The organism is Pseudomonas sp. B2021, from assembly GCF_018135665.1.
GTDB classification, from domain to species: Bacteria; Pseudomonadota; Gammaproteobacteria; order Pseudomonadales; family Pseudomonadaceae; genus Aquipseudomonas; species Aquipseudomonas lactis.
Map to the genome: position 1 here is coordinate 4,783,647 of NZ_SMOF01000001.1, position 26,703 is coordinate 4,810,349.

At 60.1% G+C, this 26,703-nt stretch carries 25 protein-coding genes; 10 read left to right on the forward strand and 15 right to left on the reverse strand.

Annotated features, from left to right (window positions below):
• Positions 1-26 precede the first annotated feature (26 nt).
• Positions 27-497: a MaoC family dehydratase gene (locus E1K68_RS21550; RefSeq protein WP_003193747.1), complete on the forward strand. Its 471-nt coding sequence runs from the start codon at positions 27-29 to the stop codon at positions 495-497.
• Positions 498-633: 136 nt separating this feature from the next.
• On the opposite strand, the gene E1K68_RS21555 is transcribed toward E1K68_RS21550, so the two are convergent.
• Positions 634-1,101 (reverse strand): PA2169 family four-helix-bundle protein, encoded by a 468-nt coding sequence (locus tag E1K68_RS21555; protein WP_003193748.1) that lies wholly within the window; start codon positions 1,099-1,101, stop codon positions 634-636.
• A 204-nt stretch (positions 1,102-1,305) separates the two neighbouring features.
• Between E1K68_RS21555 and E1K68_RS21560 the strand changes: the two genes are divergently transcribed.
• On the forward strand, positions 1,306-1,542 hold the full coding sequence (locus E1K68_RS21560; protein ID WP_003193750.1) for a DUF3820 family protein: 237 nt from the start codon (positions 1,306-1,308) through the stop codon (positions 1,540-1,542).
• Positions 1,543-1,552: 10 nt separating this feature from the next.
• Positions 1,553-2,728, forward strand: a complete 1,176-nt coding sequence (locus E1K68_RS21565) for an aminotransferase class V-fold PLP-dependent enzyme (RefSeq protein ID WP_003193752.1) — start codon at positions 1,553-1,555, stop codon at positions 2,726-2,728.
• A 204-nt stretch (positions 2,729-2,932) separates the two neighbouring features.
• Here the strand turns inward: E1K68_RS21565 and E1K68_RS21570 are convergent, their stop codons facing one another.
• The 3 genes from E1K68_RS21570 to zwf are packed head-to-tail and all read right to left on the reverse strand — an operon-like array spanning position 2,933 to position 5,782.
• Entirely contained in the window at positions 2,933-3,598 is a 666-nt protein-coding gene (locus E1K68_RS21570) for a bifunctional 4-hydroxy-2-oxoglutarate aldolase/2-dehydro-3-deoxy-phosphogluconate aldolase (protein ID WP_026067364.1), read from the reverse strand.
• Between the two features lie 17 nt (positions 3,599-3,615).
• Positions 3,616-4,329, reverse strand: a complete 714-nt coding sequence (gene pgl / locus E1K68_RS21575; protein WP_212614640.1) for a 6-phosphogluconolactonase — start codon at positions 4,327-4,329, stop codon at positions 3,616-3,618.
• Positions 4,316-5,782 carry a glucose-6-phosphate dehydrogenase gene (zwf, locus tag E1K68_RS21580; RefSeq protein ID WP_120248622.1) on the reverse strand — a complete coding sequence of 489 codons (1,467 nt, stop codon included), beginning with the start codon at positions 5,780-5,782 and terminating at the stop codon, positions 4,316-4,318. The genes pgl and zwf overlap by 14 nt, the downstream gene beginning before the upstream one ends.
• 220 nt (positions 5,783-6,002) lie before the next feature.
• On the opposite strand from zwf, the gene E1K68_RS21585 reads away from it, so the two are divergent.
• On the forward strand, positions 6,003-6,863 hold the full coding sequence (locus E1K68_RS21585; RefSeq protein ID WP_169856377.1) for a MurR/RpiR family transcriptional regulator: 861 nt from the start codon (positions 6,003-6,005) through the stop codon (positions 6,861-6,863).
• Positions 6,864-7,116: 253 nt separating this feature from the next.
• On the opposite strand, the gene E1K68_RS21590 is transcribed toward E1K68_RS21585, so the two are convergent.
• The 10 genes from E1K68_RS21590 to E1K68_RS21635 form a co-directional block, all read right to left on the reverse strand.
• Positions 7,117-7,962 carry a D-hexose-6-phosphate mutarotase gene (locus E1K68_RS21590; RefSeq protein ID WP_003193759.1) on the reverse strand — a complete coding sequence of 282 codons (846 nt, stop codon included), beginning with the start codon at positions 7,960-7,962 and terminating at the stop codon, positions 7,117-7,119.
• A 98-nt stretch (positions 7,963-8,060) separates the two neighbouring features.
• Complete coding sequence (locus E1K68_RS21595; RefSeq protein WP_003193760.1) at positions 8,061-9,407, reverse strand: carbohydrate porin; 1,347 nt, start codon at positions 9,405-9,407, stop codon at positions 8,061-8,063.
• Positions 9,408-9,492: 85 nt separating this feature from the next.
• Positions 9,493-10,653, reverse strand: coding sequence for a sn-glycerol-3-phosphate ABC transporter ATP-binding protein UgpC (gene ugpC / locus E1K68_RS21600; protein ID WP_034134354.1), 1,161 nt, complete (start codon positions 10,651-10,653; stop codon positions 9,493-9,495).
• 2 nt (positions 10,654-10,655) lie between these two features.
• Positions 10,656-11,501, reverse strand: coding sequence for a carbohydrate ABC transporter permease (locus tag E1K68_RS21605; RefSeq protein WP_003193763.1), 846 nt, complete (start codon positions 11,499-11,501; stop codon positions 10,656-10,658).
• Positions 11,494-12,402: a sugar ABC transporter permease gene (locus E1K68_RS21610; RefSeq protein WP_168224046.1), complete on the reverse strand. Its 909-nt coding sequence runs from the start codon at positions 12,400-12,402 to the stop codon at positions 11,494-11,496. The genes E1K68_RS21605 and E1K68_RS21610 overlap by 8 nt, the downstream gene beginning before the upstream one ends.
• A 156-nt stretch (positions 12,403-12,558) precedes the next feature.
• A complete protein-coding gene (locus E1K68_RS21615; RefSeq protein WP_003193767.1) occupies positions 12,559-13,845 on the reverse strand; it encodes an ABC transporter substrate-binding protein in 1,287 nt (428 codons plus the stop codon).
• A gap of 104 nt (positions 13,846-13,949) precedes the next feature.
• On the reverse strand, positions 13,950-15,209 hold the full coding sequence (locus E1K68_RS21620; protein ID WP_003193769.1) for an AGE family epimerase/isomerase: 1,260 nt from the start codon (positions 15,207-15,209) through the stop codon (positions 13,950-13,952).
• A gap of 233 nt (positions 15,210-15,442) precedes the next feature.
• Entirely contained in the window at positions 15,443-16,267 is an 825-nt protein-coding gene (locus E1K68_RS21625; protein ID WP_034134356.1) for an ATPase, read from the reverse strand.
• A 127-nt stretch (positions 16,268-16,394) separates the two neighbouring features.
• Positions 16,395-17,393: an NAD(P)-dependent oxidoreductase gene (locus E1K68_RS21630; RefSeq protein WP_003193771.1), complete on the reverse strand. Its 999-nt coding sequence runs from the start codon at positions 17,391-17,393 to the stop codon at positions 16,395-16,397.
• A 52-nt stretch (positions 17,394-17,445) separates the two neighbouring features.
• Entirely contained in the window at positions 17,446-18,339 is an 894-nt protein-coding gene (locus tag E1K68_RS21635) for a LysR family transcriptional regulator ArgP (protein WP_003193773.1), read from the reverse strand.
• 100 nt (positions 18,340-18,439) lie between these two features.
• Here E1K68_RS21635 and E1K68_RS21640 point away from each other — a divergent pair, with 100 nt between their 5' ends.
• From E1K68_RS21640 to E1K68_RS21665, 6 genes are all read left to right on the forward strand, one after another.
• On the forward strand, positions 18,440-19,039 hold the full coding sequence (locus tag E1K68_RS21640) for a LysE/ArgO family amino acid transporter (protein ID WP_032895568.1): 600 nt from the start codon (positions 18,440-18,442) through the stop codon (positions 19,037-19,039).
• A gap of 178 nt (positions 19,040-19,217) precedes the next feature.
• Positions 19,218-19,814, forward strand: a complete 597-nt coding sequence (locus tag E1K68_RS21645) for a Fe-Mn family superoxide dismutase (protein ID WP_003175739.1) — start codon at positions 19,218-19,220, stop codon at positions 19,812-19,814.
• Positions 19,815-19,964: 150 nt separating this feature from the next.
• Complete coding sequence (locus E1K68_RS21650) at positions 19,965-20,153, forward strand: hypothetical protein (RefSeq protein WP_144401845.1); 189 nt, start codon at positions 19,965-19,967, stop codon at positions 20,151-20,153.
• A gap of 222 nt (positions 20,154-20,375) precedes the next feature.
• The gene (locus tag E1K68_RS21655) at positions 20,376-22,427 is read left to right on the forward strand and encodes a bifunctional diguanylate cyclase/phosphodiesterase (protein ID WP_003193777.1); all 2,052 of its coding nucleotides are present in this window, start codon (positions 20,376-20,378) and stop codon (positions 22,425-22,427) included.
• Positions 22,428-22,553: 126 nt separating this feature from the next.
• Complete coding sequence (locus tag E1K68_RS21660) at positions 22,554-23,891, forward strand: imelysin family protein (RefSeq protein WP_212614641.1); 1,338 nt, start codon at positions 22,554-22,556, stop codon at positions 23,889-23,891.
• A gap of 342 nt (positions 23,892-24,233) precedes the next feature.
• A complete protein-coding gene (locus E1K68_RS21665; RefSeq protein ID WP_003193780.1) occupies positions 24,234-25,688 on the forward strand; it encodes a TrkH family potassium uptake protein in 1,455 nt (484 codons plus the stop codon).
• On the opposite strand, the gene E1K68_RS21670 is transcribed toward E1K68_RS21665, so the two are convergent.
• Complete coding sequence (locus tag E1K68_RS21670) at positions 25,645-26,703, reverse strand: AraC family transcriptional regulator (RefSeq protein WP_003193782.1); 1,059 nt, start codon at positions 26,701-26,703, stop codon at positions 25,645-25,647. The two genes, E1K68_RS21665 and E1K68_RS21670, sit on opposite strands and share 44 nt — an antisense overlap.

Sequence of the window (26,703 nt, forward strand, 5' to 3'; positions counted from 1 at the left end):
CGTTAAGCCACAGGATGCACCTTGAGATGACCCAGGTAACCAACACCCCGTACGAAGCGCTTGAAGTGGGCCAGACTGCCAGCTTCAGCAAAACCGTCGAAGAGCGCGATATCCAGCTGTTCGCCGCCATGTCGGGTGACCACAACCCGGTGCACCTGGACGCTGAATACGCCAAGGCGACCATGTTCAAGGAGCGCATCGCCCACGGCATGTTCAGCGGTGCGCTGATCAGCGCGGCGGTGGCCTGCGAGCTGCCTGGGCCGGGCACGATTTATATCGGCCAGCAGATGACCTTCCAGAAGCCGGTGAAGATTGGCGACACCCTGACCGTGCGTTTGGAAATCCTCGAGAAACTACCGAAGTTTCGCGTGCGCATTGCCACTCGGGTGTTCAACCAGCGTGATGAGTTGGTGGTGGATGGCGAGGCGGAGATTCTGGCGCCACGTAAGCAGCAAGTCGTGACCCTGACCGAATTGCCACCCATCAGCATCGGCTGACCTAGATTCCAGCCTGTGCATAAAACACATGTGGGAGCGGGCTTGCCCGCGAATGCAGTGTGTCAGTCAATACAACCGTGACTGATCCACCGCTTTCGCGGGCAAGCCCGCTCCCACACTAAGCCCAGCGTGGGGCTTACGACTGAGCGCGAGCCTGGTTACGCAGGGCTTTTACCTGGTCGTGGTTGCGCTGTACCCCGTGGTACTGACGCTCAACCAAGTCACGAATGCCCACCAGGTTGTGCTTGTTGATCTTCTCGATGGCTTCCTTGTAAGCCTTCAATGCGTGGTCTTCACCGCGCTCGGCTTCGTTCAATACGGCCTCTTCGTCCTTGCCGGTGACCATCGACTTCACGTCGACCCAGCCACGGTGCAGGGCGCCGGCCATGCTGCCGGAATCTTCAGGATCGCCACCCAAGGCACGCACAGCCGTTTTCAGTTCAGCGGCGGCTGTCGCGCAATCAGCGGAGCGCTTAGCAAACAGAGCCTTGAGTTCTGGATGCTTGATGTCTTCAGCGCATTCCTTGAAACCCTTTTGGCCGTCGATGCTGGTCTCGATCAGGTCGTTCAGTACGGAGATCGATTCTTTGTTGATATCAGTCATTTTTCAATTCCTTGTACGGGTTAGAAGGTTGCCTTGGTTATTGCAGCGCCCGTGCCAGGTTTTCAAAAATTATTTTTATGTTTAATTTCAACAAGTTACGAATTATTGAACCATCTGTATCTTGGTTATTTGCATGATCTGTCATTTGGCCTTCATGCAGAATGCCTGTATTTTCGAAAGCCTGGCCTCAACCCTGCGACGCTCATGAATCCCGAAAAACTCGAACTGCTCATCACCCGTCAAATGCCCTTCGGCAAATACAAAGGCCGGATCATTGCCGACCTGCCTGGGCCCTACCTGAATTGGTTCGCCCGTGAAGGTTTCCCCCACGGGGAACTGGGCGGTTTGCTGGCCTTGATGCAGGAAATCGACCACAACGGCCTGTCCGAATTGCTCGAACCACTGCGCGCCAAACACGGCAGACCCGCCCCTCGCCACTAGGAGACCCACCATGCCAAGGAATGCCGATAACGAAGCGCACTGGCAGGCCATCGCTCAGCGCTATGAGTGCGAGCCCGGCCCGATCAACCTGGAAAACGGCTACTTCGGGCGCATGAGCCGGGCGGTGCAGGCCCAGTACCTTGAGCACATCAGCTTTATCAACCGCAGCAACGCGGTGCATGTGCGCCAGCGCTTTGAGCAGGGCGAAAACATCGAGATACGCCGCCAGTTGGCCGGGTTGATTGACGTCGACCCCGAGTCGGTCGCGTTTACCCGCAACGCCACCGAAGCCTTGCAGTCGCTGATCCGCAACTACAACCGCCTGCAACCGGGCGACCAGGTGCTGATCAGCGACCTGGAGTACGACACGGTCAAAGGCGCCATGCGCTGGCTGGCAGCGACTCGCGGCGTGGAAGTGATAGAGGTGGCCCACACCCACCCGGCCAGTTTCGACAGCCTGGTGCAAACTTACCACGACGCCTTCGCGCAGTACCCGCGCCTGAAATTAATGGCCCTGACCCATGTGACCCACCGTACCGGCCTGGTCATGCCGGTTGCGGCCATTGCCAAGGCCGCGCGCGAACGCGCAATCGACGTGATCCTCGACGGCGCCCACGCCTTGGGCCAGATCGAATTCAACCTGGCCGAACTGGGCATTCAGTTCGCAGGCTTCAACCTGCACAAGTGGATCGGCGCGCCGCTGACCCTGGGCTTTTTGTACATTGCTCCGGAGCGCCTGGCCGATATCGACCCGGACATGGGCGAATTCCACTACCCGGCCACGGATGTGCGAGCGCGTACGTCCTACAGCACGCCGAACTTCCCCGCGCTGATGACCCTGCCTTTGGTGTTTGACGAGCATCGGCAATTGGGTGGCGCTGCGGCCAAGGGCGCACGCGTCAATTACCTGCGCAACCTGTGGGTAAACCAGGTGCGACCGTTGCCGGGGATTGAAGTGCTGACTTCGGATGACCCCAGACTGTATTGCGGGATCACAGCCTTCAAGTTCATCGGGCGTGATCAGCAGACGATGGTGGACAGGCTGCTCAAGGAGCACGGCCTGTTCACCACTACGCGCACGGGGGCAGCGTTTGGCACCTGTATCCGGGTGACGCCGGGGCTGGTGACGTCGGCGGCGGACATCAACGCGCTGGTCCACGCGATCACCCAACTAAACACCGTTTAAAACTGTGGGAGCTGGCTTGCCTGCGATAACGGTGTATCAGCCAAAGATGGGCTAACTGATAAATAGCTATCGCAGGCAAGCCAGCTCCCACCTTCAGAACGGCGATGTGTTTGAGGTTTTTTACAGGCAAAAAAAAGCGGCACACCGACCAAGTGCGCCGCAAAAATGCCGTTAAGCACAGCAACAACGATTCGATAAATCAGTTCAGTCCAGCAGCGCCAGCGCCTGGGCAGTGACTTCCTGAATACGCGCCCAGTCGCCATTCTTGACCCACTCCGGATCCAGCATCCAGCTGCCGCCCACGCACATCACGTTTTTCAACGCCATGTAGCTCTTGATATTGGCCGGCCCAACGCCGCCAGTCGGGCAGAATTTCACTTCCCCGAACGGGCCGCCGAGCGCCTTGATGGCAGCAACACCACCGCTGACTTCAGCCGGGAACAGCTTGAAGCGGCGATAACCCAGGCCGTAGCCTTCCATGATGCCGGAGGCGTTGCTGATGCCCGGCAGCAGCGGGATCGGGCTGTGCACCGAGGCTTCCAGCAAGTCGCGGGTGATGCCGGGGGTGACGATAAATTGCGAGCCTGCCACTTCTGCCGCTTCGAGCATGTGACGGTCTAGCACGGTACCTGCACCGGTGCACAGTTCAGGACGCTGCTCGCGCAAGACCTGAATGGCTTTAAGGCCGAACTCGGAACGCAGGGTCACTTCCAACGCGGTCAAACCGCCGGCTGCCAGGGCGTCGGCCAACGGCAGGATGTCCTGCTCGCGGGCGATGGTGATCACCGGCAGGATCCGCGCCTTGGCGCAGAGGCTGTCGATCAAGGCAACTTTATCCGCCATGGACACGGTCGGTTGAGGGCTTTTCATAGCGGCTGATCCTTGGCTCATGGGCACCAGTAAATCTCTAGAGTAGGTTGCAAAAACGCGCGAATCGGCATGGCAGCAACATCGTCGCTGGCCAAGGCGGCGCTCAAGGTCGTCAATTTCGAACTGCCGGAAATCGACAGCACGGTGTAGTCGGCCGTGGTCAGCAACGCACGACTCATGGTCAGGCGCTGGTGCGGCACAGTGGGCGCCAGCATCGGCCAGCAACGGCGGGTACCGTCGGCCTTCAGCGCTTCACTCAGGTTGGGGCTGTTGGGGAACAGCGATGCGGTGTGGCCGTCATCGCCCATGCCCAGCACCAGCACATCAATGGCTGGCAACTCACCCAGCAGGCGATCGGCCTGCTCGGCAGCGTCTTCAAGGTTGGCGGCAGGGCTGTACAGGCTCAAGAACTTCGCCTTGGCCGCCGGGCCTTGCAGCAAATGTTGCTTCAACAGGCCGGCATTGCTGTCGGCGTGTTCGACCGGCACCCAGCGCTCATCGGCCAGGGTGATGGTGACCTTGGACCAGTCCAGGTCCTGCTTGGCCAGGTTCTGGAAAAACGCCACGGGGCTGCGGCCGCCGGACACCACCAACGTCGCCTCGCCACGGGCAGTGATGGCCCCACGCAGTTGCTCGGCCACGTCATTGGCCAGGCCATCGGCCAGCAGCGCAGGCGTACGGTACTCATGGGCAGTAACGCCCTGAGGCAGTTTCAATTCAGATATCGCCATACCACGACCTCCCATCCCGCGTGATCAGTGCAATCGAGCTCATCGGCCCCCAGGACCCCGCCGCATACGGCTTGGGCGCATCACCGGATTTTTTCCACCCGGCGATCAACTGGTCACACCACTTCCACGCGGCTTCGATTTCATCTTTGCGAACAAACAGGTTCTGATTGCCGCGCATCACTTCCAGCAACAACCGCTCGTAGGCATCGGGGATGCGTGCGCTGCGATAGGTGTCGGAAAAATTCAATTGCAGTGGCCCGCTGCGCAGTTGCATGCCTTTGTCCAGGCCCTGCTCCTTGGTCATCACACGCAAGGAAATACCTTCGTCCGGCTGCAGGCGGATGATCAGCTTGTTGCTGATCTGCAGGCGCTGCTCGGGAGCGAAGATGTAGTGGGACGGTTCCTTGAAGTGGATAACAATCTGCGACAGCTTTTGCGGCATACGCTTACCGGTACGCAGGTAGAACGGCACGCCGGCCCAACGCCAGTTACGGATATCAGCACGCAGGGCAACGAACGTCTCGGTGTCGCTCTGGGTGTTGGAATTGTCTTCTTCCAGGTAACCCGGCACGGCTTTACCGGCGCTGTAGCCGGCGATGTACTGGCCGCGCACCACTTGAGTGGTGAGGCCCTCAGGGCTGATCGGCGCCAGGGCCTTGAGCACCTTGACCTTCTCGTCACGGATGCTGTCGGCGGACAGGTCGGCCGGCGGGTCCATGGCAATCAGGCAAAGCAGTTGCAACAGATGGTTCTGGATCATGTCGCGCAGCTGGCCGGCCTTGTCGAAGTAACCCCAACGGCCTTCGATACCAACCTGCTCGGCCACGGTAATTTCCACGTGGGAGATGTAATTCTGGTTCCACTGGGTTTCGAACAGGCTGTTGGCAAAACGCAGAGCGATCAGGTTCTGCACCGTCTCTTTGCCCAGGTAGTGGTCGATGCGGTAGGTGCGGTTTTCCGGGAAAAACTGCGCCACGGCGTCGTTGACCTTGCGCGACGACTCCAGGTCCGAACCGATGGGTTTTTCCAGCACCACGCGGGTATTTTCCGCCAGGCCGACCTTGGACAGGTTTTCGCAGATCGCGCCGTACACCGCCGCCGGGGTGGCGAAGTAGGCGATCAGGCGTTGATCGCTGCCGACTTTTTCGGCCAGGGCAACGTAGTCGTCGGCCTTCATGAAGTCGACATGCACATACGAAAGGCGCGCGAGGAAACGCTGGGCCACGGCTTCGTCGAGTTCCTTGCCGACGTACTTACGCAATTCTTTTTCGATATGGGCCAGGTGTTGCTGCTCGGAGCCAGCTTCACGGGCCAGGGCCAGGATGCGTGTGTCGTCGTGCAGCAACCCGGCGCCATCGAGCTGATAAAGGGCAGGAAATAACTTGCGCAGCGCCAGATCACCCAAGGCGCCAAACAGGGCAAAGGTGCAGGGTTCCACGGTTATCGAAGGCATGATGTTTGTTCTTTTATCAAGTTAAGCTACAAATACCTTTTTTCAAGGCATCACTCAAGGAAAAATGTAGTAATAACCACAACATTTTCCGGAAATACGCATTGCGAGTGGTGGTGTTCAGCTACCCTCAGTAGGATAGGCCACCGCGAAAAGCCACTCATCGATTGGTTACCGCCTTTTTATTTGCATCGTCGCCCGAAGGAAAGACTGAATGGACCGCGTGCGAAATCTTCTGGAACAGATCCGGAACCGCCTCGAAGAATTGAACAAGGCCGAGCGCAAAGTCGCTGAAGTGATCCTGCTCAACCCGCAGCAGGCCACACGCTTCTCGATCGCCGCCCTCGCCCAGGCCGCCTCGGTCAGTGAACCGACGGTCAACCGTTTCTGCCGCTCGTTCGGTGTCAGCGGTTACCCTGAACTTAAATTGCAATTGGCGCAAAGCCTGGCCAGTGGCGCCGCGTATGTCAGCCGCGCCGTGGAGGCCGATGATAACCCCGAGGCCTACACCCAGAAGATCTTTGGCAGCGCCATTGCCTCTCTGGACAGCGCGTGCCAGGCCCTGGACCCGGCGCTGATCAGCAAGGCCGTGGACTTGTTGATCCAGGCACGGCAGATCCACTTCTTTGGCCTCGGCGCTTCGGCTCCCGTGGCCATGGATGCGCTGCACAAGTTCTTCCGCTTCAACCTGGCAGTGACCGCCCACGCCGACGTGCTGATGCAACGCATGATCGCCTCGGTGGCGCACACCGGAGAGTTGTTCGTGATCATCTCCTACACCGGCCGTACCCGCGAGCTGGTGGAAGTGGCGCGTATCGCTCGGGAAAACGGTGCGTCAGTGCTGGGCGTGACCGCCGAGAACTCGCCGCTGGCCAAAGCCAGTACGGTGAGCCTGAACATCCCGTTGCCGGAAGACACGGATATCTACATGCCGATGACTTCTCGGATTATCCAGTTGACGGTGCTGGATGTGTTGGCGACCGGCATGACGTTGCGCCGTGGCGTAGATTTTCAGCCGCATTTGCGGAAAATCAAAGAGAGCTTGAATGACAGCCGATATCCGGTGGGGGATGAATTCAACTAAATCCGTGTCAACTGATCGTTCCCACGCTCCGCGTGGGAATGCCTCACTGGACGCTCTGCGTCTGCCTTTAGCGTCGTGACGCGGAGCGTCATAGCCTGCATTCCCACGCGGAGCGTGGGAACGATCATGAATTCAACTAGCAGGCAGCTCTTCCAGCAGTACCGGCGCTATCGCAGGCAAGCCAGCTCCCACAGGGGAATGCATTCCAAAGGTGGGAGCTGGCTTGCCTGCGATAGCGCCATCAGCCACACCGCTAAACCCCTGCCCTGGCCTGCAAACTCAAGTGGGCCCTCTCCCCCGGCGCCAGACTCGCCGCCGCCATCGCCGCCTCCACACACACAAACCCCGACGCTTCGTTAAAGCTCACGCCCAACAGCGGCCGGCTCCCCGGGTGCCACACCACCGTGTCGGCAGTGTCGCCCGTGTCGATGCACAGTTCACGCTGCCAGGCGTGGTCCTTGAGCTGCAGTTCACCCTCATGCTGGAACACCCGCTGGCATCCACCATCGACCCGCAATTCGCCTTCCTGCTGACAAACCTGGCGATTGAGCTGGTCATAACCTTGCGCTCCTTCGAGCCCAGACAGCGCTACCTCATCAACGTGACCAATACGCCAGTAAGCGTGCAATGCATGGCTCAACTGGCACGGCAGCTCGTCGTGGTGCTCGGTACTCAGGCGCAGTTCCAGGGTGTCGCCCAGGTGCGCGTGCAAGTCCACCTGCCAGTCGCACAGTTGCAATTGCCAGTGCAGTCGCACGCCGTCGTCATCGGTGCTGCTGTCGAGCAGCTTCCAGTCGATCAAGCGGGCCCAACCGTGGGAAGGCCAGGCATTTTCGCTGGGGTGGCGGCCATACCAAGGCCAGCACACCGGCACGCCGCCACGAATGGCGCCGACCTGTGGCCACTTGGCCGCGCACCACAGCCAAGGCTTCTGGCCGGTGGGCTGAAAGTGCAACAGTTGCGCGCCCTGGCGACTGAACACCGCCTGGCACAGCGGATGGTCGATCACCAACACATCGCGCATCTGAAAGCGCTCCCAGGCGAACACCGGACGCTCGCGCAGGGATTTGAAAAAGCGTTGCAGCGGTTGCTCGTGCATGTGCCCAGGTCCCGAATATCACAGTGCCACGCAAAAAAAAGCGGATAGCCATGGCTACCCGCAAATGCGCACAGAGAGAGGAGCTTATCGCAACAGCGTTAGAACGTAGACTGAATTTTCAGGCCCGCTACCAGCGCGTTGTCGACTTTATCCACGCCGCCAGGCTGGACAACGTACTGCAGGTTCGGACGCACAGTCAGCCAGTTGGTGACGTGGAAACCGTAGTTGAGTTCGACGTTGTACTCAGTCTCACGAATCGGCGTGTACAGCGGATTGTCGTAATCGCTCACGCCCCTGGCGTCGTTGAGCAGCTCAGAGTTCTTCTTCACATCATTGTTGACATGCAGGCGAGCGACGCCAATGCCGACGTCATCTTTTGGACGCGCGTCGAATGGGCCTTTGTACACCAGCATCAACGACTGGTAGTTGTCGACCAGGTTGGTTTCCTTGTCATGGAAGGTCGCGTTGGCGGCGATGTTCAGGCCACGGGAAGCGTCGCCGTTATGGGTGGTGAGTTGCTGTTGCGCAACGAACCAGTAGCCTTTCTTGCTGCTACGGGTACGGAAGTCGGCGCCGCTGAGGACCGCATCGTTACCGTTGACGTCTTCACGTACATCCGGAGCATCGGCCGCACTTTTATAGAAGCCCACACGGTATTCGCCCGGCAGGTTATTAACCTTCGGCGACCATACCAATTCCACCGGGATCACGGTGCCCTTGGTACCACTGCCGCTGAGTTTGAAGCCGTTGCCGTGCTCCAGCTGCGAAGGGTTCTGGTTGTAGGCACCGATTTGCGCATACAGCTCAGGCGTGATGTTGTACTTCACGCGGATAGCGGCCTGGGCGACCGGCCAGTTGTACCAGGTATTGACGTAGTTACCGACCTGGGAACCGCAGAACGACAGGTTCTGGAAGTCGCAAGGGAAGGTGTTGAAGTCTTCGCCTTCACCGAAGTAACCGAGCTTCACGTCCAACTTGTTGTCGAACATCTGGTGCTGAATCCAGAACTGGGTCAGGCGCACCATGTGGCCACGGCCATACACTTCTTGCGAGGAACTCAAGGTGCCGGCACGCGGGTCGCCAATGCGGTCATTGGAGATGTTCTGGCCATTACGATTGGTCAACTGGATCTTGGCCTGAGTGTTATCCCAGCCCCACAGTTTTTGCAGGTCCAACGCCACGCCCAGACCGAACTGGTCGGAGTAACGACCGGTCTTGTCGTCGTTGTAGCCGCCGTGGGCGTTGTAGCCCATCTCGCCCACGTAGTCGGCCTTGATGTCGATACCTTGCTCGATCAGCTTGGTACGCTCGCCGCCCCAATCGCCGGTCATCCACTTGGAATCGGCGCTGAATGCATCGGCCGCCATCGCATTGGCGGACAATACAAGGGCTGCTGCCGCTGACAGTTGGCAGATCAGCCGGGTGTTGTTGTGTTGCTTTTTCATCCCTACATCCTCGTCTTTATTGTTATTAAACTGTTTTTATCTAACGCGGGTTACATTTTTTAACTAAAACAATCACTTATCTTGCTTAACGGCCCTTGAACTGGGTCACATTGTCGGCATGCCCCTGTGCCGGCAATGAAGCAGCCGTGCCCAACCGCTCGCCGGTCTTGGCGTCAAACAGCAATACCTTGGCCGGGTCGAACTGCAAGGTCAGGGTCTCGCCCACTTGCGGTGCCACGTCCGGCGCCAAACGGCAGCACACCTTGGTGTCGTTGAGCTGCACAAACACCAGGGTGTCCGGGCCGGTAGGCTCGGTCACCTGCACTTCGGCGCGAATGCTCGACGAGCCGTTGCCCTCGCCTGCTGCCAGCACGATCTGCTCCGGGCGCAGGCCCAGGATCACATCGCGGTCTTCCAACCCGGCGTCACTCATGCCCAACGGCAACTCGCAACGGGCCTGGCCGCTGTCGAGCACCGCCACCAGATCACCGTTCTGGCGTTTTAGCCGCATGGGAACGAAGTTCATCGGTGGTGAACCGATAAAGCTTGCCACAAACAGGTTGGCAGGGTCGTTGTAAATTTCCTTCGGCGTGCCGAATTGCTGGATGATGCCGTCCTTCATCACCGCCACTTTATCGCCCAGGGTCATCGCTTCGATCTGGTCGTGGGTCACGTAGACGGTGGTGGTTTTCAGACGCTGGTGCATCAGCTTCATTTCGGTACGCATCTCGACGCGCAGCTTGGCGTCAAGGTTAGACAGCGGTTCGTCGAACAGGTAAATCTTCGGCCGTCGCGCCAGGGCACGGCCCATGGCCACGCGCTGTTGCTGACCACCGGACAACTGGCCCGGCTTGCGGTTGAGCAAGTGCTCGATTTGCAGCAATTTGGCCACGCGCGCCACTTCGGCGTCGATGTCGGCTTGCGGCATCTTGCGGATCTTGAGGCCGAACTCGATGTTCTCGCGCACGCTCATGGTTGGGTACAAAGCGTAGGACTGGAACACCATGGCGATGTCGCGGTCCTTGGGGCTCATGCCGCTCACGTCTTGATCACCGATCATGATTGCGCCGCCGGTGATGGTCTCAAGGCCGGCGATGCAGTTCATCAGCGTGGACTTACCACAGCCCGACGGGCCGACCAGGATGAGGAACTCGCCTTCTTTGATCGACAGTTCGATGTTCTTCAAGGTGTCGGGCAGGCCGGCGCCATAGGTCTTGTTTACATTGCGAAGTTCAAGCGTAGCCATGATTACCCCTTGACCGCGCCGGCCGTGAGGCCGCGCACGAAATACTTGCCTGCGATCACATAGACCAGCAGGGTCGGCAGCCCGGCGATCATCGCCGCCGCCATATCCACGTTATATTCCTTGGCCCCGGTGCTGGTGTTGACCAGGTTGTTCAGCGCCACCGTGATGGGCTGGGAGTCGCCGCTGGAGAACACCACGCCGAACAGGAAGTCGTTCCAGATCTGGGTGAACTGCCAGATCAGGCAGACCATGATGATCGGCGTCGACATCGGCAGGATGATCCGGCGGAAGATGGTGAAGAACCCCGCTCCGTCCAGGCGTGCGGCCTTGATCAGCGCATCCGGGATGCTCACGTAGTAGTTACGGAAGAACAGCGTGGTGAACGCCAGGCCGTAGACCACGTGGATAAACACCAGGCCGGTGGTAGTGCTGGCCAGGCCCATCTTGCCGAGGGTGAACGACGCGGGCAGCAGCACGGTCTGGAACGGCAGGAAGCAGCCGAACAGCAGCAGGCCAAAGAACAGCTGCGAACCGCGGAAACGCCAGAACGACAACACGTAGCCGTTCAAGGCGCCGATGGCGGTAGAGATGAGCACAGCAGGAACGGTGATCTTGATCGAGTTCCAGAAGTAGCCATCCACAGTGGCCCAGGCCTTGACCCAGCCGATGCCGCTGACCACTGTGGGCCAACTCAGCAGGTTACCGGTGCTGATGTCTTCCGGGGTCTTGAAGCTGGTGAGCAACATCACCACCAGCGGCACCAGGTACAGCAGCACCGCCAGGATCAGCACCGCGTAGATCGCGATGCGGCTCAGGCTGATGGCAGGTTTGGCGGCGAGACTAGTCATTGCGCTTGGTCCTCAGCTCGGAATACAGGTACGGCACGATGATCGCGAGGATCGCACCGAGCATCAGGATTGCACTGGCCGAGCCCATGCCCATCTGGCCGCGACTGAAGGTGAACGAATACATGAACATCGCCGGCAGGTCGGACGAGTAGCCCGGGCCGCCTGCGGTCATTGCCGCCACCAGGTCGAAGCTCTTGATCGCAATGTGCGCCAGGATCATCACCGCACTGAAGAACACCGGACGCAGGCTGGGCAGCACCACGCTCCAGTAGATGCGCGGCAAGCTCGCGCCATCGATCTGCGCAGCACGAATGATCGACTGATCAACGCCGCGCAGGCCGGCGAGGAACATCGCCATGATAAAGCCCGAGGCTTGCCACACAGCAGCGATCACCAGGCAGTAGACCACGCGGTCCGGGTCGATCAGCCAGTCGAGACGGAAGCCTTCCCAGCCCCAGTCCCGCAAGAGTTTGTCCAGGCCCATGCCCGGGTTGAGCAGCCATTTCCAGGCGGTACCGGTGACGATCATGGAGAGCGCCATCGGGTACAGGTAAATGGTGCGGATAAAGCCTTCGCGGCGGATTTTCTGGTCGAGGAAAATCGCCAGCAGCACACCGATCACCAGGGTGATGCCGATGAACATGCCGCCGAACACGGCCAGGTTCTTGCTCGCCACCCACCAGCGGTCGTTATCGAACAGCCGCTGATACTGCGCCAGGCCCGCCCATTTGTAGCTGGGCAGGAAGGTCGAGGTGGTGAACGACAGCACGAACGTCCACAGGATGTAGCCATAAAAGCCCACCAGCACGATGAGCATGCTCGGCGCCAGCACCAGTTTAGGGAGCCAGCGCTGCAGCACATCGAATGGCGAGGCCTTGCTGAACACAGCAACAGAACTCATGGGAAAATCCAGTACAGGGAAAAAGGACTAGCAACTGAACCGAACCCTGTAGGAGCGAGCTTGCTCGCGAAGGACTTCAACGATAACGCGTGCATACAGGATGAACGCGGTGACCTTGAGTTTTTCGCGAGCAAGCTCGCTCCTACAGTGGCTGTGTTACTTGGCCGACTTGATCGCCGCGCCAAGCTTCTTGGCCGTGTCGGCCGGGTCGGCTTTCGGGTCGTTGATAAAGTTGGTCACGACATCGAAGAACGCACCCTGTACCGCCAGGGTCGTGGCCATGTTGTGGGCCATGCTTGGCTGCAGACCGCCAGTCTTGGCGTCGGCCAAAAAGTCCTTGGCGGCGGTCTGGGCGCAAGAATCAAAGCCGTAGGATTCCATCTTGGTCAGCATGTCGTTACGCACAGGGATCGAGCCCTTGTTGATGCTGAACACCTTCTGGAAGTTTTCACCCAGCACGACTTTGGCGATGTCCTGCTGACCCGCGGCAGTGCCTTTGTCTTTCTGCTTGAACACCGCCAGGGAGTCGATGTTGTAGGTGAAGGCTTTGTCGGTGCCCGGGAACGCTACGCACTCATAATCCTTGCCGGCGACTTTCTTGGCGGCGGTCCATTCGGACTTGGCCCAGTCACCCATGATCTGCATGCCGGCCTTGCCATTGATGACCTTGCCCGCTTCCAGGTTCCAGTCCTGGCCCTTGCCGTCGACGTCCATGTAGGTCGCGACTTTCTTCAGCTCGGTGAGGGCCTTGACCATTTCCGGGCCGGTCAATGCGCCGTTATCCAGGTCGACCAGGGCTTTCTTGTAGCCATCAGCGCCCATTACCGAAAGCACAACCGCTTCGAACACGGTGCTGTCCTGCCAAGGCTGACCGCCGTGGGCGAGCGCAATGAAGCCTGCAGCCTTGAGCTTGTCGCCCGCTGCGTAGAATTCTTCGAGGGTGGTTGGGTTCTTGGTGATGCCGGCTTTCTTGAAGACTTCCGGGTTGATCCACAGCCAGTTCACGCGGTGGATGTTCACCGGCACGGCGACGTAGTCACCGTCGTATTTCACGGTGTCGGAGACTTTCTTGTCGAGCAGCGAATCCCACTTTTCTTCTTTGGCGACGTCTTTGAGCACGTCGGTGTCGAGCAGGCCAGTCGACGCCCACTCCTGGATGTCAGGGCCTTTGATCTGGGCAACGCCTGGCGGGTTGCCGGCGACCGCGCGGCTTTTGAGCACGGTCATGGCAGTGGCGCCACCGCCGCCTGCTACAGCACCGTCTTTCCAGGTGAAGCCGTCTTTCTCAACTTGGGCCTTCAGGACATCCACAGCCGCTTTTTCACCGCCGGAGGTCCACCAATGCACCACTTCCACCGTACCTTTGGAGTCGGCGGCAAATGCACTGAGGGGGAACAACGAGGCAATGGAAATAGCGACGGCGAGGCGATTAATCGCGTTCATCTGAGTACCTTTTCTTGTTGTTATGCATGCAAGTCTAGAGCTTGCGCTGCACGGAGTTTAAACATGGATTTTCGGGGCACAGGTAACAAAGGGACGCGCAAATGTCACCACTTGGTGACATAGCATCCACTGCCCAATGCACTGGCCAAGCTGGGTGCCAAGGGCAGTGCAGGCAGCACAACCGCTTGCCAGGCATGGTACAGGTCAGGTTTGCCGCCCCAGATTTTGCTGCTGGGTTGGTTGTGCGGGCTGAGTTCGTGATGCCAACTGCCCTGGAGCCGGTCGATGAAGTGGGTTTCGCAAAATTCCCAGAAGCGCCGGTACCAGGTTTCGTAATGCAGCTCGCCGCTACGTTTGAGCAGCGCTTGAGCGGCGGCGCTGGCTTCAGCATGGGTCCAGTGCAGGCGCTCGCGTACCACCGGGCGCTGGTTCCAATCCAAAGTGTAGACAAGGCCCGGCGCACCATCCACCGCCCAGGCGTACTCGCAGGCACTGGCGAACAGGCCTTTGGCGTCGCTCACCAGCCAGTCCGGCGTGGCCAGCTTGGCCTTGAGGCGTGCAGCTTCCAGGTGCAGCAGCAACCGCGCCCATTCAAAACCATGGCCGGGTGTGATGCCGTAAGGGCGAAAGCCATCGGCGGGGTTGTCTTGGTTGTAACCGAGCAAGGGCTTCCACTGCGCGTCGAAATGCTCGATCACCATGAACTGGTTGCCGGCGGCGTGGGTGTGGATCACTCGCTCGACAATGCGCAGCGCGCGGTCCAGCCAGCGTGTATCACCGCTGACATCGGCCAACGCCAGGAAGGCTTCAGTGGCGTGCATGTTGCTGTTGGCACCACGATAGGCTTCGACGCCGCTCCAGTCCCCAGCGAAGGATTCGAGCATGACGCCCTCCTCTTCGCTCCAGAAGAACTGGTCGATGATATGGATAGCGTCGTTCATTAATGTGCGCGCACCCGGCGCGCCGGCCACCACGGCAGAGCTGGCGGCGAGGGCCACGAAGGCGTGCAGGTAGGCCGCCTTACCGGTATTGCCATCAACCGCATGGGGCGCGGCGAACCAGCCACCGTGCTCGCTGTCGCGCAGCGGGCCGCTGAGCGCCGCCACACCGTGCGCCACCAACTCGGCATAACCCGGCAACCCCATGGCATGGGCCATGGCAAAGCTGTGGGTCATGCGCGCGGTGTTCATGGTTTCGGCGCGGGCATTGGCCGGCAACTGGCCTTTATCGTCAAGGTTGCCGAAACCGTCCGGCAGGCGCGATGCCTTGGCGAACGCCAGCAGCCGCTGGCCTTCGGCGGCGAGCCAGGCGTGATGGGCAGGTGCATTCAGCCAACTGCTGGCAGGCAGTGGATGGGTGGTCATGGGTGGCCCTTATTGTTTTTTTGGGATGACCGGAGTCTAAACAAGGGCGTGGGATGGGCAAGTAACGAAAGGGATGGTAAATGTCACAAAATGGTGACAATCAACAGCCTAATCCTAATGTAGGAGCGAGCTTGCTCGCGAAAAGCCAACAAGCGCCGCGCTTATCCAGGAAACCCGCGTGATCGTTAACGTTTTTCGCGAGCAAGCTCGCTCCTACAGAGGACGATTTGCGTTCATTGGCCCAGTGGTGTGGCCGCAGCCGGCGCATTAAGGCGCTGATTCAAGTTCTGCACCTGGCTTTGCAAGGTGGTGATATTGCGCGTGGTCTGGATACGGAACACGTCGAATTCCTTGTTGGTCGGCGCGTCGACGTTGACCGGCTGGTTTTCCTGGGCGCTCTTGAGTACCAGCAGGTCTTGCTCGAGACGGGCGATGGCCGCACTCGGGTTGCCTTGTTTCTTCAAGGCGGCCACATCGGTGGCCAGGCCCTTGACCTCGGCCTGTGCTGCCGTGAGGCTGGCGACCGCGTCAGTGAGGGCCTGCACCTGGCCTTGCAGCTTGGTATTGGCCGCTGTCAGTTCGGTGGTGCTGGCACTCATCTGGGCCAGGCGGGTGTCCAGTTCGGAGGCCTGCCCCGCGACGCCCAACTGTTGCTTGCCCTGCTCCTGCAACTGGGCTTCCAGCTGCTTGATCTGCAGTTTCAAGGCTTCGCTGCCGTTGTTCACATTGGCTTCGCTGGCCACGACCTTGCCGGAGATCGCCTGCAGGCGCCCCGCCGCTTCTTCGCTGATACGGGCAAAACTCTCCTGGGTGGCGACCAACTGCTGGCCCATCAGGGAGATCTGCTGAAAGCTCCACCAGGCCAGGCCCGCGAAGGCGATCAACAGCGCGCCAACCAATGCCCACAACGGCCCGGTGCTGGCGCTCTTGACCTTGACCACGGGCGTCGTTCGCGAACGCACCGACGTCGCGGCGGTCGGCACGAAATCATCGTCATCCCCAGTATCGGCCCGCAGGCTGGGAACGTTGTCGAAGTCGTCTTTAGCATCGTTACGCATGAATCTACCCTGAATCAATGAGATGGCTGGCTGCAAGGCCGAGCGGCAGGAGTATAAACCGCACTCCCGGCGCATGGATCGACTCGGAACCTGCAATTGGGTTCCCGAAGTGTTGCTGCTTATGAGCTTATTGGCGGCCCGGGTCCTGGGCTTTCCACCAGCTGCAGAACTCGTCGAGCGCGGCCCACAGGCTGACCTTGGGCTCGTAGTCGAGATAATGCCTGGCGCGGCTGATGTCGAGGGTGAAATCTTTGTTCATCACCTGCATGCCCAGGCGCGACAACGCTGGTTCCGGCCGCCCCGGCCATATCGCGCAGAAGGCTTCATTCAAGGCTGCCACGCTGTAAGACACACCGTAGGAGCGGTAACGGGTCACCTGAGGCAGCTCCATTTGCCGCATCACGTAGTTCACCACATCCCAGATCGGCACCGGTGCGCCGTTGCTGATGTTGTAGGCTTTGCCCAGCGCAGAGCCGGTGGCGAGCAAACTGCTGAGCAGCGCCTCGTTAAGGTTATGCACGCTGGTGAAGTCGACTTTGTTCAAGCCGTCGCCGACGATCGCCAGGCGGTTCTTGCGCTGCATTTTCAGCAGGCGCGGGAAGATGCTCATATCGCCGGCCCCGGTGACAAAGCGCGGGCGCAGGGCGATCACTTGCAGGCCGAACTCCTGAGCGCCAAAGACCTTCTGCTCAGCCAGGTACTTGGTAGCGGCATAGGGATGCTTGAAACGCTTGGGCACTTGTTCTTCGGTGAGCCCCAGATGGTCGCGACCGTCAAAGTAGATCGACGGCGACGACAGGTGCACCAGGCGCCCGACGCGCTGTTTCAGGCAGGCCTCGACGACGTTTTCGGTGACCAGCACATTATTCTGGTGGAAGTCCTGGTACTTGCCCCACAGCCCGACGGCGCCGGCGCAATGCACCACGGCTTCGACATCGCGGCACAGGTCGCGCACCAGGTCGGCGTCATTCAAGTCACCCTGGATAAACTCGGCACCACGCCGTACCAGGTGCTCCACACCCTCGGCGCGCCGCCCGTTGACCCGCACGTCCAGGCCCTGTTCAAGGGCGAAGCGCGCAAAGCGCCCGCCGATGAAGCCGCTTGCGCCGGTGACCAGAATTTTCATGTAGTACTCCGTGTTCTTTCGTTTTTCATCGCTGTTGCCTTGACGCGCGCTATCACTCCAACGGCACCAACCAATGGCCACACACATCGGCCAGATGGTCGGTCAACAAGCCCAACAGTTGCCCGCCACTGCGCCAATGATGCCAGTACAGCGGCACATCGATGGGCTTATCTGGCAATAACTCGACCAATACGCCGGTTTCCAACTGGTCACGCACCTGTAATTCAGGCACCAGCCCCCAACCCAAGCCGGCTTCCGTCAGGCGGATAAATCCTTCGGATGACGGGCATAGATGGTGTTCGAAACCACCGTCCACGCCTAGGGACGCCAGGTAGCGGTGCTGCAGAAAATCATCCGGGCCGAACACCAGCGCAGGCGTGCGCGCCAATTGGTCGGCCCGCACACCTCCAGGAAAATGCCGCGCCAGAAAGGCCGGGCTGGCCAGCGCCCGATAACGCATGGCGCCCAGCAACAGGCTGCGAGCCCCGGCCACGGGACGTTCGCTGGCACAAATGCAGGCCGCCACTTCACCGGCGCGCATGCGTTTGAGGCCCACGGTCTGGTCTTCGACCACCAGGTCCAGCAGCAAATGCTGTTCGGCGCAGAAGTCGCTGACCGCCTCGGCCCACCAGGTGGCGAGGCTGTCGGCATTCAGGGCAATGCGCAGACGCTCGGGCATACCCTCCTCGTCCAGGGCCGGTACCTGGCTTTGCAGGTCACGCTCCAGCAAACGCACCTGCTGCACATGGTTGAGCAGGCGCCGGCCGATATCGGTGGGCGTTGGCGGCGAGGCCCGTATCAACACCGGCTGGCCGATGCGCGCCTCCAATAGCTTGATGCGTTGGGAGATGGCTGACTGCGACAGCCCCAACACCTGGGCACCGCGCTCAAAGCCGGCTTGTTCCACCACCGCCGCCAGGGCAGAAAGCAATTTATAGTCGAACATCAGTTTCTCTAATGAGCGATCAGCAATATTGGTTTTTCTTATACAACCTTGAGCGGCACCATAGCCAGCATCGTTTGAGCATCAACAAGGATCTCCTTCTATGTGGCAAAGCTATATGAACGGTTTGCTGGTGGCCCTCGGGTTGATCATGGCAATCGGCAGCCAAAATGCATTCGTACTCGCCCAAAGTCTGCGCCGCGAACATCACTTACCCGTGGCGGCGTTGTGTGTGATCTGCGACGCACTGTTAGTGGCCGCCGGGGTATTTGGGCTGGCCACCGTGCTGGCGCAGAGCCCGATACTGCTGGCGGTGGCACGCTGGGGCGGCGCTGCGTTCTTGCTCTGGTACGGCGCGTGCGCGCTGCGCAGGGCCTGCTCGAAACAGAGCCTGGACCAAAGCGACAGCCTCAAGACGCGCTCATTGCGCGCCGTATTGCTGAGCGCCCTGGCGGTCACCTTGCTCAACCCCCACGTTTACTTGGACACCGTCCTGCTGATCGGCTCCCTGGGCGCGCAACAAACCGAACCGGGTGCCTACGTAGCCGGTGCGGCCAGTGCTTCATTCCTGTGGTTCGCCACCCTGGCGCTGGGTGCGGCATGGCTGGCACCCTGGCTGGCACGCCCGGCCACCTGGCGCTTGCTGGACCTGCTGGTCGCCGCGATGATGTTCTCTGTGGCCTATCAACTGATCAGCGCCTGACGAATATTCCAAAACGCGCTGGAACCTCTATCCCACACAGTTGTTGCGTGGTTATGCCGCACCCCCGGTGCTATGATCGGCCCCCTGCGCCGCAAAGAGTACAAACTCCCCGGCGCATGTTTGGCCGCCCGTGATCGGCCTTGCGCTCACCGCAACTGACCTGATTAGGAGAATCATCATGGCTTTCGAATTGCCGCCGCTGCCCTACGCACACGATGCCCTGCAGCCGCACATCTCCAAGGAAACCTTGGAATACCACCACGACAAGCACCACAACACCTATGTCGTGAACCTGAACAACCTGGTGCCTGGCACCGAGTTCGAAGGCAAGACCCTGGAAGAGATCGTCAAGTCTTCCTCGGGCGGCATCTTCAACAACGCCGCTCAGGTCTGGAACCACACCTTCTACTGGAACTGCCTGGCGCCAAACGCCGGCGGCCAACCAACCGGCGCGCTGGCTGAAGCCATCAACGCTGCGTTCGGTTCGTTCGACAAGTTCAAGGAAGAGTTCACCAAGACTTCGGTCGGCACCTTCGGTTCCGGTTGGGGCTGGCTGGTGAAAAAGGCTGACGGTTCCCTGGCCCTGGCCAGCACCATCGGCGCCGGCAACCCGCTGACCAACGGCGACACCCCGCTGCTGACCTGCGACGTCTGGGAACACGCCTACTACATCGACTACCGCAACGTGCGTCCAAAGTATGTGGAAGCGTTCTGGAACCTGGTCAACTGGAAGTTCGTGGCTGAGCAGTTCGAAGGCAAGACCTTCACTGCCTAAGTAACGCTTGCAGTAGAAAGAGCCCGGCGATTGCCGGGCTTTTTTATGCGCGCCAGGCTGACAGCGCAGAGATACCGGAACTCAACCGTAACAATTGACCACACAAACGTCAGGAGGAATAACCCTCCTGAATCAATGTGGAGCATGACGATGGATCCTATTTCGATGGCAGCAGGGGTTGCAGGTGCGGTCCCAGTGGTAGCGGGTATTGCTGATAAAGGGCTGGACCTGGCAAAAGGCGCAATGGACTTGGCAAACAAAGCCCTGGACATGGTCAGTGAAGGCTCGAAAATCGGTGGGGAACAGCAACAGCCTCAGGGCCAGATCGATTTTTCTTAAATCGTCGCCAACTAGAAGGCGGATAGCCTCCGCCTTCTCCGCTGCTGCACTCTACCCTTTCCTGTTTATGACAAGCCCGAACATCAGCGGGCGCCTACCTGCGTTTATCCAGCCCAAACCTCAATTAAGCCAAGGCCCCAATGTCCCTTTGACTGCCATCACCAGATTGCCAATACTCATGGCATATTGACGGCCACCCGCATGAGACAAGGAATGCCCCCTTTGAAGCTGGAACTCAAGAACAGCTTGTCGGTGAAGTTGCTACGGGTTGTGCTGCTGTCGGCCTTGATCGTGGGTGTGGCACTGAGCGCGGCGCAGATCGTTTTTGATGCCTACAAAACGCGCCAGGCCGTGGCAGGCGATGCCCAGCGCATTCTCGACATGTTTCGCGACCCCTCGACCCAGGCCGTGTACAGCCTGGATCGCGAGATGGGCATGCAGGTGATCGAAGGTCTGTTCCAGGACGACGCTGTGCGCATGGCTTCTATCGGCCACCCCAACGAGACCATGCTGGCGGAAAAAAACCGCCCTTTACAGCAGTCCCCCAGCCGCTGGTTGACCGATCTGATTCTTGGCCAGGAACGCTCCTTTACCACTTCGTTGGTGGGCAAGGGCCCCTATAGCGAATACTACGGCGACCTCAGCATCACCCTCGACACCGCCACCTACGGCCGAAGTTTCCTGGTCAGCTCGGTCATCATCTTTATCTCGGGCGTATTGCGCGCCCTGGTCATGGGGCTGGTGTTGTACCTGGTGTATCACTGGATGCTGACCAAACCGCTGTCGCGGATGATCGGGCACCTGACCTCGATCAACCCGGACCGTCCCAGCGAGCACAAGATCCCTCAGCTCAAGGGCCACGAACGCAACGAACTGGGGCAGTGGATAAACACCGCCAACCAATTGCTCGAATCCATCGAGCGCAATACCCACTTGCGCCACGAGGCCGAGTCGAGCCTGTTGCGCATGGCCCAATACGACTTCCTGACCGGCCTGCCGAACCGCCAGAAGTTGCAGGCGCAACTGGACAAGATCCTCACGGACGCCGGACGCCGGCAACGCCGTGTCGCGGTGTTGTGCGTGGGGCTGGATGACTTCAAGAGCGTCAACGAGCAGTTCACCTACCAGGCCGGCGACAAACTGCTGCTGGCCCTGGCCGACCGTCTGCGCGCCCACAGCGGCCGCCTGGGTACGCTCGCCCGTCTGGGCGGTGACCAGTTCGCCCTGGTGCAAGCCGATATCGACCAGCCCTACGAAGCCGCCGAACTGGCGCAAAGTATTCTCGATGACCTGGAGGCTGAATTCGCCCTCGACCACGACCTGATCCGCCTGCGCGCCACCATTGGCATTACGCTGTTCCCGGAGGATGGCGACAGCACCGAGAAGTTGCTGCAAAAAGCCGAGCAAACCATGACCCTGGCCAAGAGCCGCTCGCGCAACCGTTATCAGTTTTATATCGCCAGCGTCGACAGCGAAATGCGCCGGCGCCGTGAATTGGAGAAAGACCTGCGCGATGCGCTGAGCCGCGAGCAGTTGCACCTGGTGTACCAACCGCAAATCAGTTACCGCGACCATCAGGTGGTGGGCGTGGAAGCCCTGCTACGCTGGCAACACCCTGAGCACGGGCTGGTACCGCCGGATTTGTTTATCCCGCTGGCGGAACAGAACGGCACCATTATTCCCATTGGCGAATGGGTGCTGGACCAGGCGTGCCGGCAACTGCGCGAATGGCATGACCAGGGCTTCACGGCGCTGCGCATGGCCGTCAACCTGTCCACCGTGCAACTGCACCACACCGAGTTGCCGCGGGTGGTCAACAACCTGATGCAGATCTATCGCCTGCCGCCGCGCAGCCTGGAGCTGGAAGTGACCGAGACCGGCCTGATGGAAGACATCAGCACCGCCGCCCAGCACCTGTTGAGCCTGCGCCGCTCCGGGGCGCTGATCGCCATTGATGACTTCGGCACTGGCTACTCATCCCTGAGTTACCTCAAAAGCCTGCCCCTGGACAAGATCAAGATCGACAAGAGCTTCGTCCAGGACCTGCAGGACGACGACGATGACGCAACCATCGTGCGTGCCATTATCCAACTGGGCAAAAGCTTGGGCATGCAGGTGATTGCCGAAGGAGTGGAGACTGCCGAACAGGAGGCCTATGTCATCTCCGAGGGGTGCCATGAGGGGCAGGGTTATCACTACAGCAAACCGCTGCAGGCCCGGGAGTTGACGGCTTATTTGAAGCAGGCCGAGCGCAATAACGCCGTGAGTCTTTGAATTTACACTTCGATACTCAATATTTCCCGCGTATAAGCCTTTACACAAAATGCAAATCTTTCGCATTATGTCGCAGCGTTTGCGCTCCCCGCGCGCCCTTTCAACAACCGAAGCAGGATGTTCGCCATGATTCGTATGCCCCTGGCCACCGCCAGTCTGCTGGCCATTGCCATTTCTCTCGCCGGTTGCGGCGAAGGTAAAGACAAGGCCGCCGCGCCCCAGGCACCCGCTGCCGCCAGCACTACCGCACCGGCGGCTGCCCCGGCAGGCCAGGTCGACGAAGCGGCCGCCAAGGCCGTGGTCGCGCACTACGCAGACATGGTGTTTGCGGTGTACAGCGATGCCGAATCCACCGCAAAAACCCTGCAGACCGCAATCGACACCTTCCTCGCCAACCCGAACGACGAAACCCTGAAAGCGGCCCGTACCGCCTGGATCGCCGCGCGCGTACCCTACCTGCAGAGCGAAGTGTTCCGCTTCGGCAACACCATCATCGACGACTGGGAAGGCCAGGTTAACGCCTGGCCCCTGGACGAAGGTCTGATCGACTACGTCGACAAGTCCTACGAACACGCACTGGGTAACCCAGGTGCCAACGCCAACATCATCGCCAATAACGAGATCCAGGTGGGCGAAGACAAGGTCGACGTCAAGGACATCACCCCGGAAAAACTCGCCAGCCTCAATGAACTGGGCGGTTCCGAAGCGAACGTCGCCACCGGCTACCACGCCATCGAATTCCTGCTGTGGGGCCAGGACCTCAACGGCACCGGCCCAGGCGCGGGCAACCGCCCGGCGTCGGACTACATGACCGGAGACGGTGCAACCGGCGGCCACAACGAGCGTCGCCGCACTTACCTGCGTGCGGTCACCCAACTGCTGGTCAGCGACCTGCAGGAAATGGTCGACAACTGGAAGCCCAACGTCGAAGACAACTACCGCGCCACCCTGGAGTCGGAACCGGGCACCGACGGCCTGCGTAAAATGCTGTTCGGCATGGGCAGCCTGTCCCTGGGCGAGCTCGCCGGGGAGCGCATGAAGGTGTCTCTGGAAGCCAACTCGCCGGAAGACGAACAGGACTGCTTCAGCGACAACACCCATTACTCGCACTTCTACGACGCCAAGGGCATCCGTAACGTCTACCTGGGCGAATACACCCGTGTTGACGGCACCAAGCTGACCGGCGCCAGCCTGTCGTCCCTGGTGGCCAAGGCCGACCCGGGAGCCGATGCAGCCCTCAAGGCTGACCTGGCGGCCACCGAAGCGAAGATCCAGGTGATGGTTGATCACGCCAACAACGGTGAGCATTACGACCAGTTGATCGCCGCGGACAATGAAAAGGGCAACCAGATCGTGCGTGACTCGATCGCCGCCCTGGTCAAGCAGACCGGTTCGATCGAAGCCGCTGCCGGCAAGCTGGGCATCAGCGACCTGAACCCGGACAGCGCTGATCACGAGTTCTGATCAAGCGCAGTTGAAAGAGGCGACCTGCGGGTCGCCTTTTTTATGCGCGCAATAACTGCTGCACCTATCTCTGTGGGAGCTGGCTTGCCTGCGATCCAGACAACTCGGTGATTCGGGCACACCAAGTCGATACCTTCGCAGGCAAGCCAGCTCCCACATTTGGATCGTGATGTGTCAGGTAGATAGGCGCCAGTGGGTAGGTCGTCACGGGAGCAAGCTCCCTCGCCACAGCTTCAGCGTCGCTGCGAAGTTGTGTAGACCCCAAGCCACCGTAGCCCTTGGTTTACAAGACCTGCACCACAGGTAGAATGGCGCCTCTGCCCAATCACCCGAGCGAACTTCATGGCGTTGCCGACCCTGCGTATCATCGGTTTCATCATCGGCATCTTCCTGATCACCCTTGCGGTCGCCATGGTGATCCCGATGGCGACACTGGTGATCTTCGAACGCACCAGCGACCTCCCCTCGTTCCTGTGGGCCAGCCTGATCACCTTTATCGCCGGGTTGGCGCTGGTCATCCCTGGCCGCCCCGAGCACGTGCACCTGCGCCCCAGGGACATGTACCTGCTCACGGTCAGCAGCTGGGTAGTGGTGTGCATCTTCGCCGCCCTGCCCTTTTTGCTGACCCAGCACATCAGCTACACCGACTCGTTCTTCGAAAGCATGTCCGGCATCACCGCCACAGGCTCCACCGTGTTGAGCGGGCTGGACAGCATGTCGCCAGGCATTTTGATGTGGCGTTCGCTTTTGCACTGGCTCGGCGGTATCGGCTTTATCGGCATGGCGGTGGCGATCCTGCCGCTGCTGCGCATTGGTGGCATGCGCCTGTTCCAGACCGAATCTTCGGACCGCTCGGAAAAAGTCATGCCTCGCTCGCATATGGTGGCGCGCCTGATCGTGGCGGCGTATGTGGGCATCACCATCTTCGGCAGCCTGGCCTTCTGGTGGGCCGGAATGGGCGTGTTCGATGCGATCAACCATGCCATGTCGGCGATCTCCACCGGTGGGTTTTCCACTTCGGACGAGTCCCTGGCCCATTGGAAACAACCGGCGGTGCACTGGGTCGCGGTGGTGGTGATGATCCTTGGCAGCTTGCCGTTCGCCCTGTACGTGGCCACCTTGCGCGGCAACCGTCGGGCGCTGATCAAGGACCAGCAAGTGCAAGGCCTGCTCGGCCTGTTGCTGGTGACCTGGCTGGTACTCGGCACCTGGTACTGGTGGACCACCAACCTGCATTGGCTCGATGCCTTGCGTCATGTGGCGCTGAACGTGACATCGGTGGTGACCACCACCGGCTTTGCACTGGGGGACTACAGCCTGTGGGGCAACTTCTCACTGATGCTGTTTTTCTACCTGGGCTTTATTGGCGGCTGCTCGGGCTCCACCGCCGGCGGCATCAAGATCTTCCGTTTCCAGGTGGCCTACATCCTGCTCAAGGCCAACTTGAATCAGTTGATCCATCCCCGCGCGGTGATCAAGCAGAAGTACAACGGCCATCGCCTCGATGAGGAGATCGTGCGCTCGATCCTGACTTTTTCGTTTTTCTTCGCCATCACCATCTGCATGATCGCCCTGGCCCTGTCACTGCTGGGCGTTGACTGGATGACCGCGTTGACCGGCGCCGCCAGTACCGTATCCGGCGTGGGCCCCGGCCTGGGCGAAACCATCGGCCCGGCCGGCAATTTCGCCACCCTGCCGGATGCCGCCAAGTGGATCCTGTCCCTGGGCATGTTGCTGGGACGCCTGGAGATCATCACCGTGTTTGTGTTGTGCATTCCGGCGTTCTGGCGTCACTGACGGTCGACATTTGCTGCAACCGCGCCCGGTATTCGCCGGGCGTGGCATCGAACCAGCGGCGAAAGGCGCGGAAAAAGTTACTCGGGTCGGCAAACCCCAGCAGGTAGGCGATTTCCAGCAGGGTCATGTTGGGTTGTGCCAGGTACTGCTCGGCCAGTTCGCGCCGGGTGTCATCGAGCAAGGCCTGGAAGCTGGTGCCCTCCTCCTGTAGCCGCCGCTGCAAGGTGCGCTGGGACAGGTGCAACGTCTGGGCCACCGCTTCGCGCTTGGGTTCGCCCTGGGGCAGCAGGCGGCACAGCACCTGACGCGCCTTGTGGGTCACGCGGCTTTCGGAAAAACGCGCCAGGTATTCTCCGGCAAAGCGATCATGCAACAGCGCCATGGCTTCATTGGCTGTGGGCAGCGGCGCCTCCATGTCGGCCTGCTCGAAAATCAACGCGTCATAGGGTGCATTGAATTGCAAAGGCGCGTGGAAGGCGTGTTGGTAGGGCGCCAAGTCCGCCGGCTGGTCGCCTTGCAGCAGCACTTTGCGCGGTTGCAGGGTGCGCCCGGTAAGCCAGCCGCACAGGGCCAGAGCGCTGGCCAGCGAGGCCTCGGCGCTTTGACGGGTGGGCGGCAGATGATCGCCATGCACCGTCAGAATCAACGCATAGCCTTCGGGTAAAAGTCGGAAACTCAAGTCAGCGCTTTCGGCGATGATGCGCTGGTAGCGCACCAAGCGCATAAAGCCTTCGGCCAGGGTGTTGCTGGACATCAACGCATAACCGGCAACATGAAACGAGGCAGGCCGTACCACCTTGCCCATGTTCAGGCCAATCGCCGGGTTGCCCGACACCTCCACCGCACGCTGCCACAAGCGGGTCATGGCGTCTTGCGGGAAGCGCGCATCGGGGTCAGTGAGGGACGCATAATCCAGGCCCAACTGCTTGAACAAGGCCCTGCAATCCAGGCCATCCATTTCCAGCGCCTTGACGATGCCCATCGCCCAGCTTGCAGAAGTTGTTCGTTCGCTCAT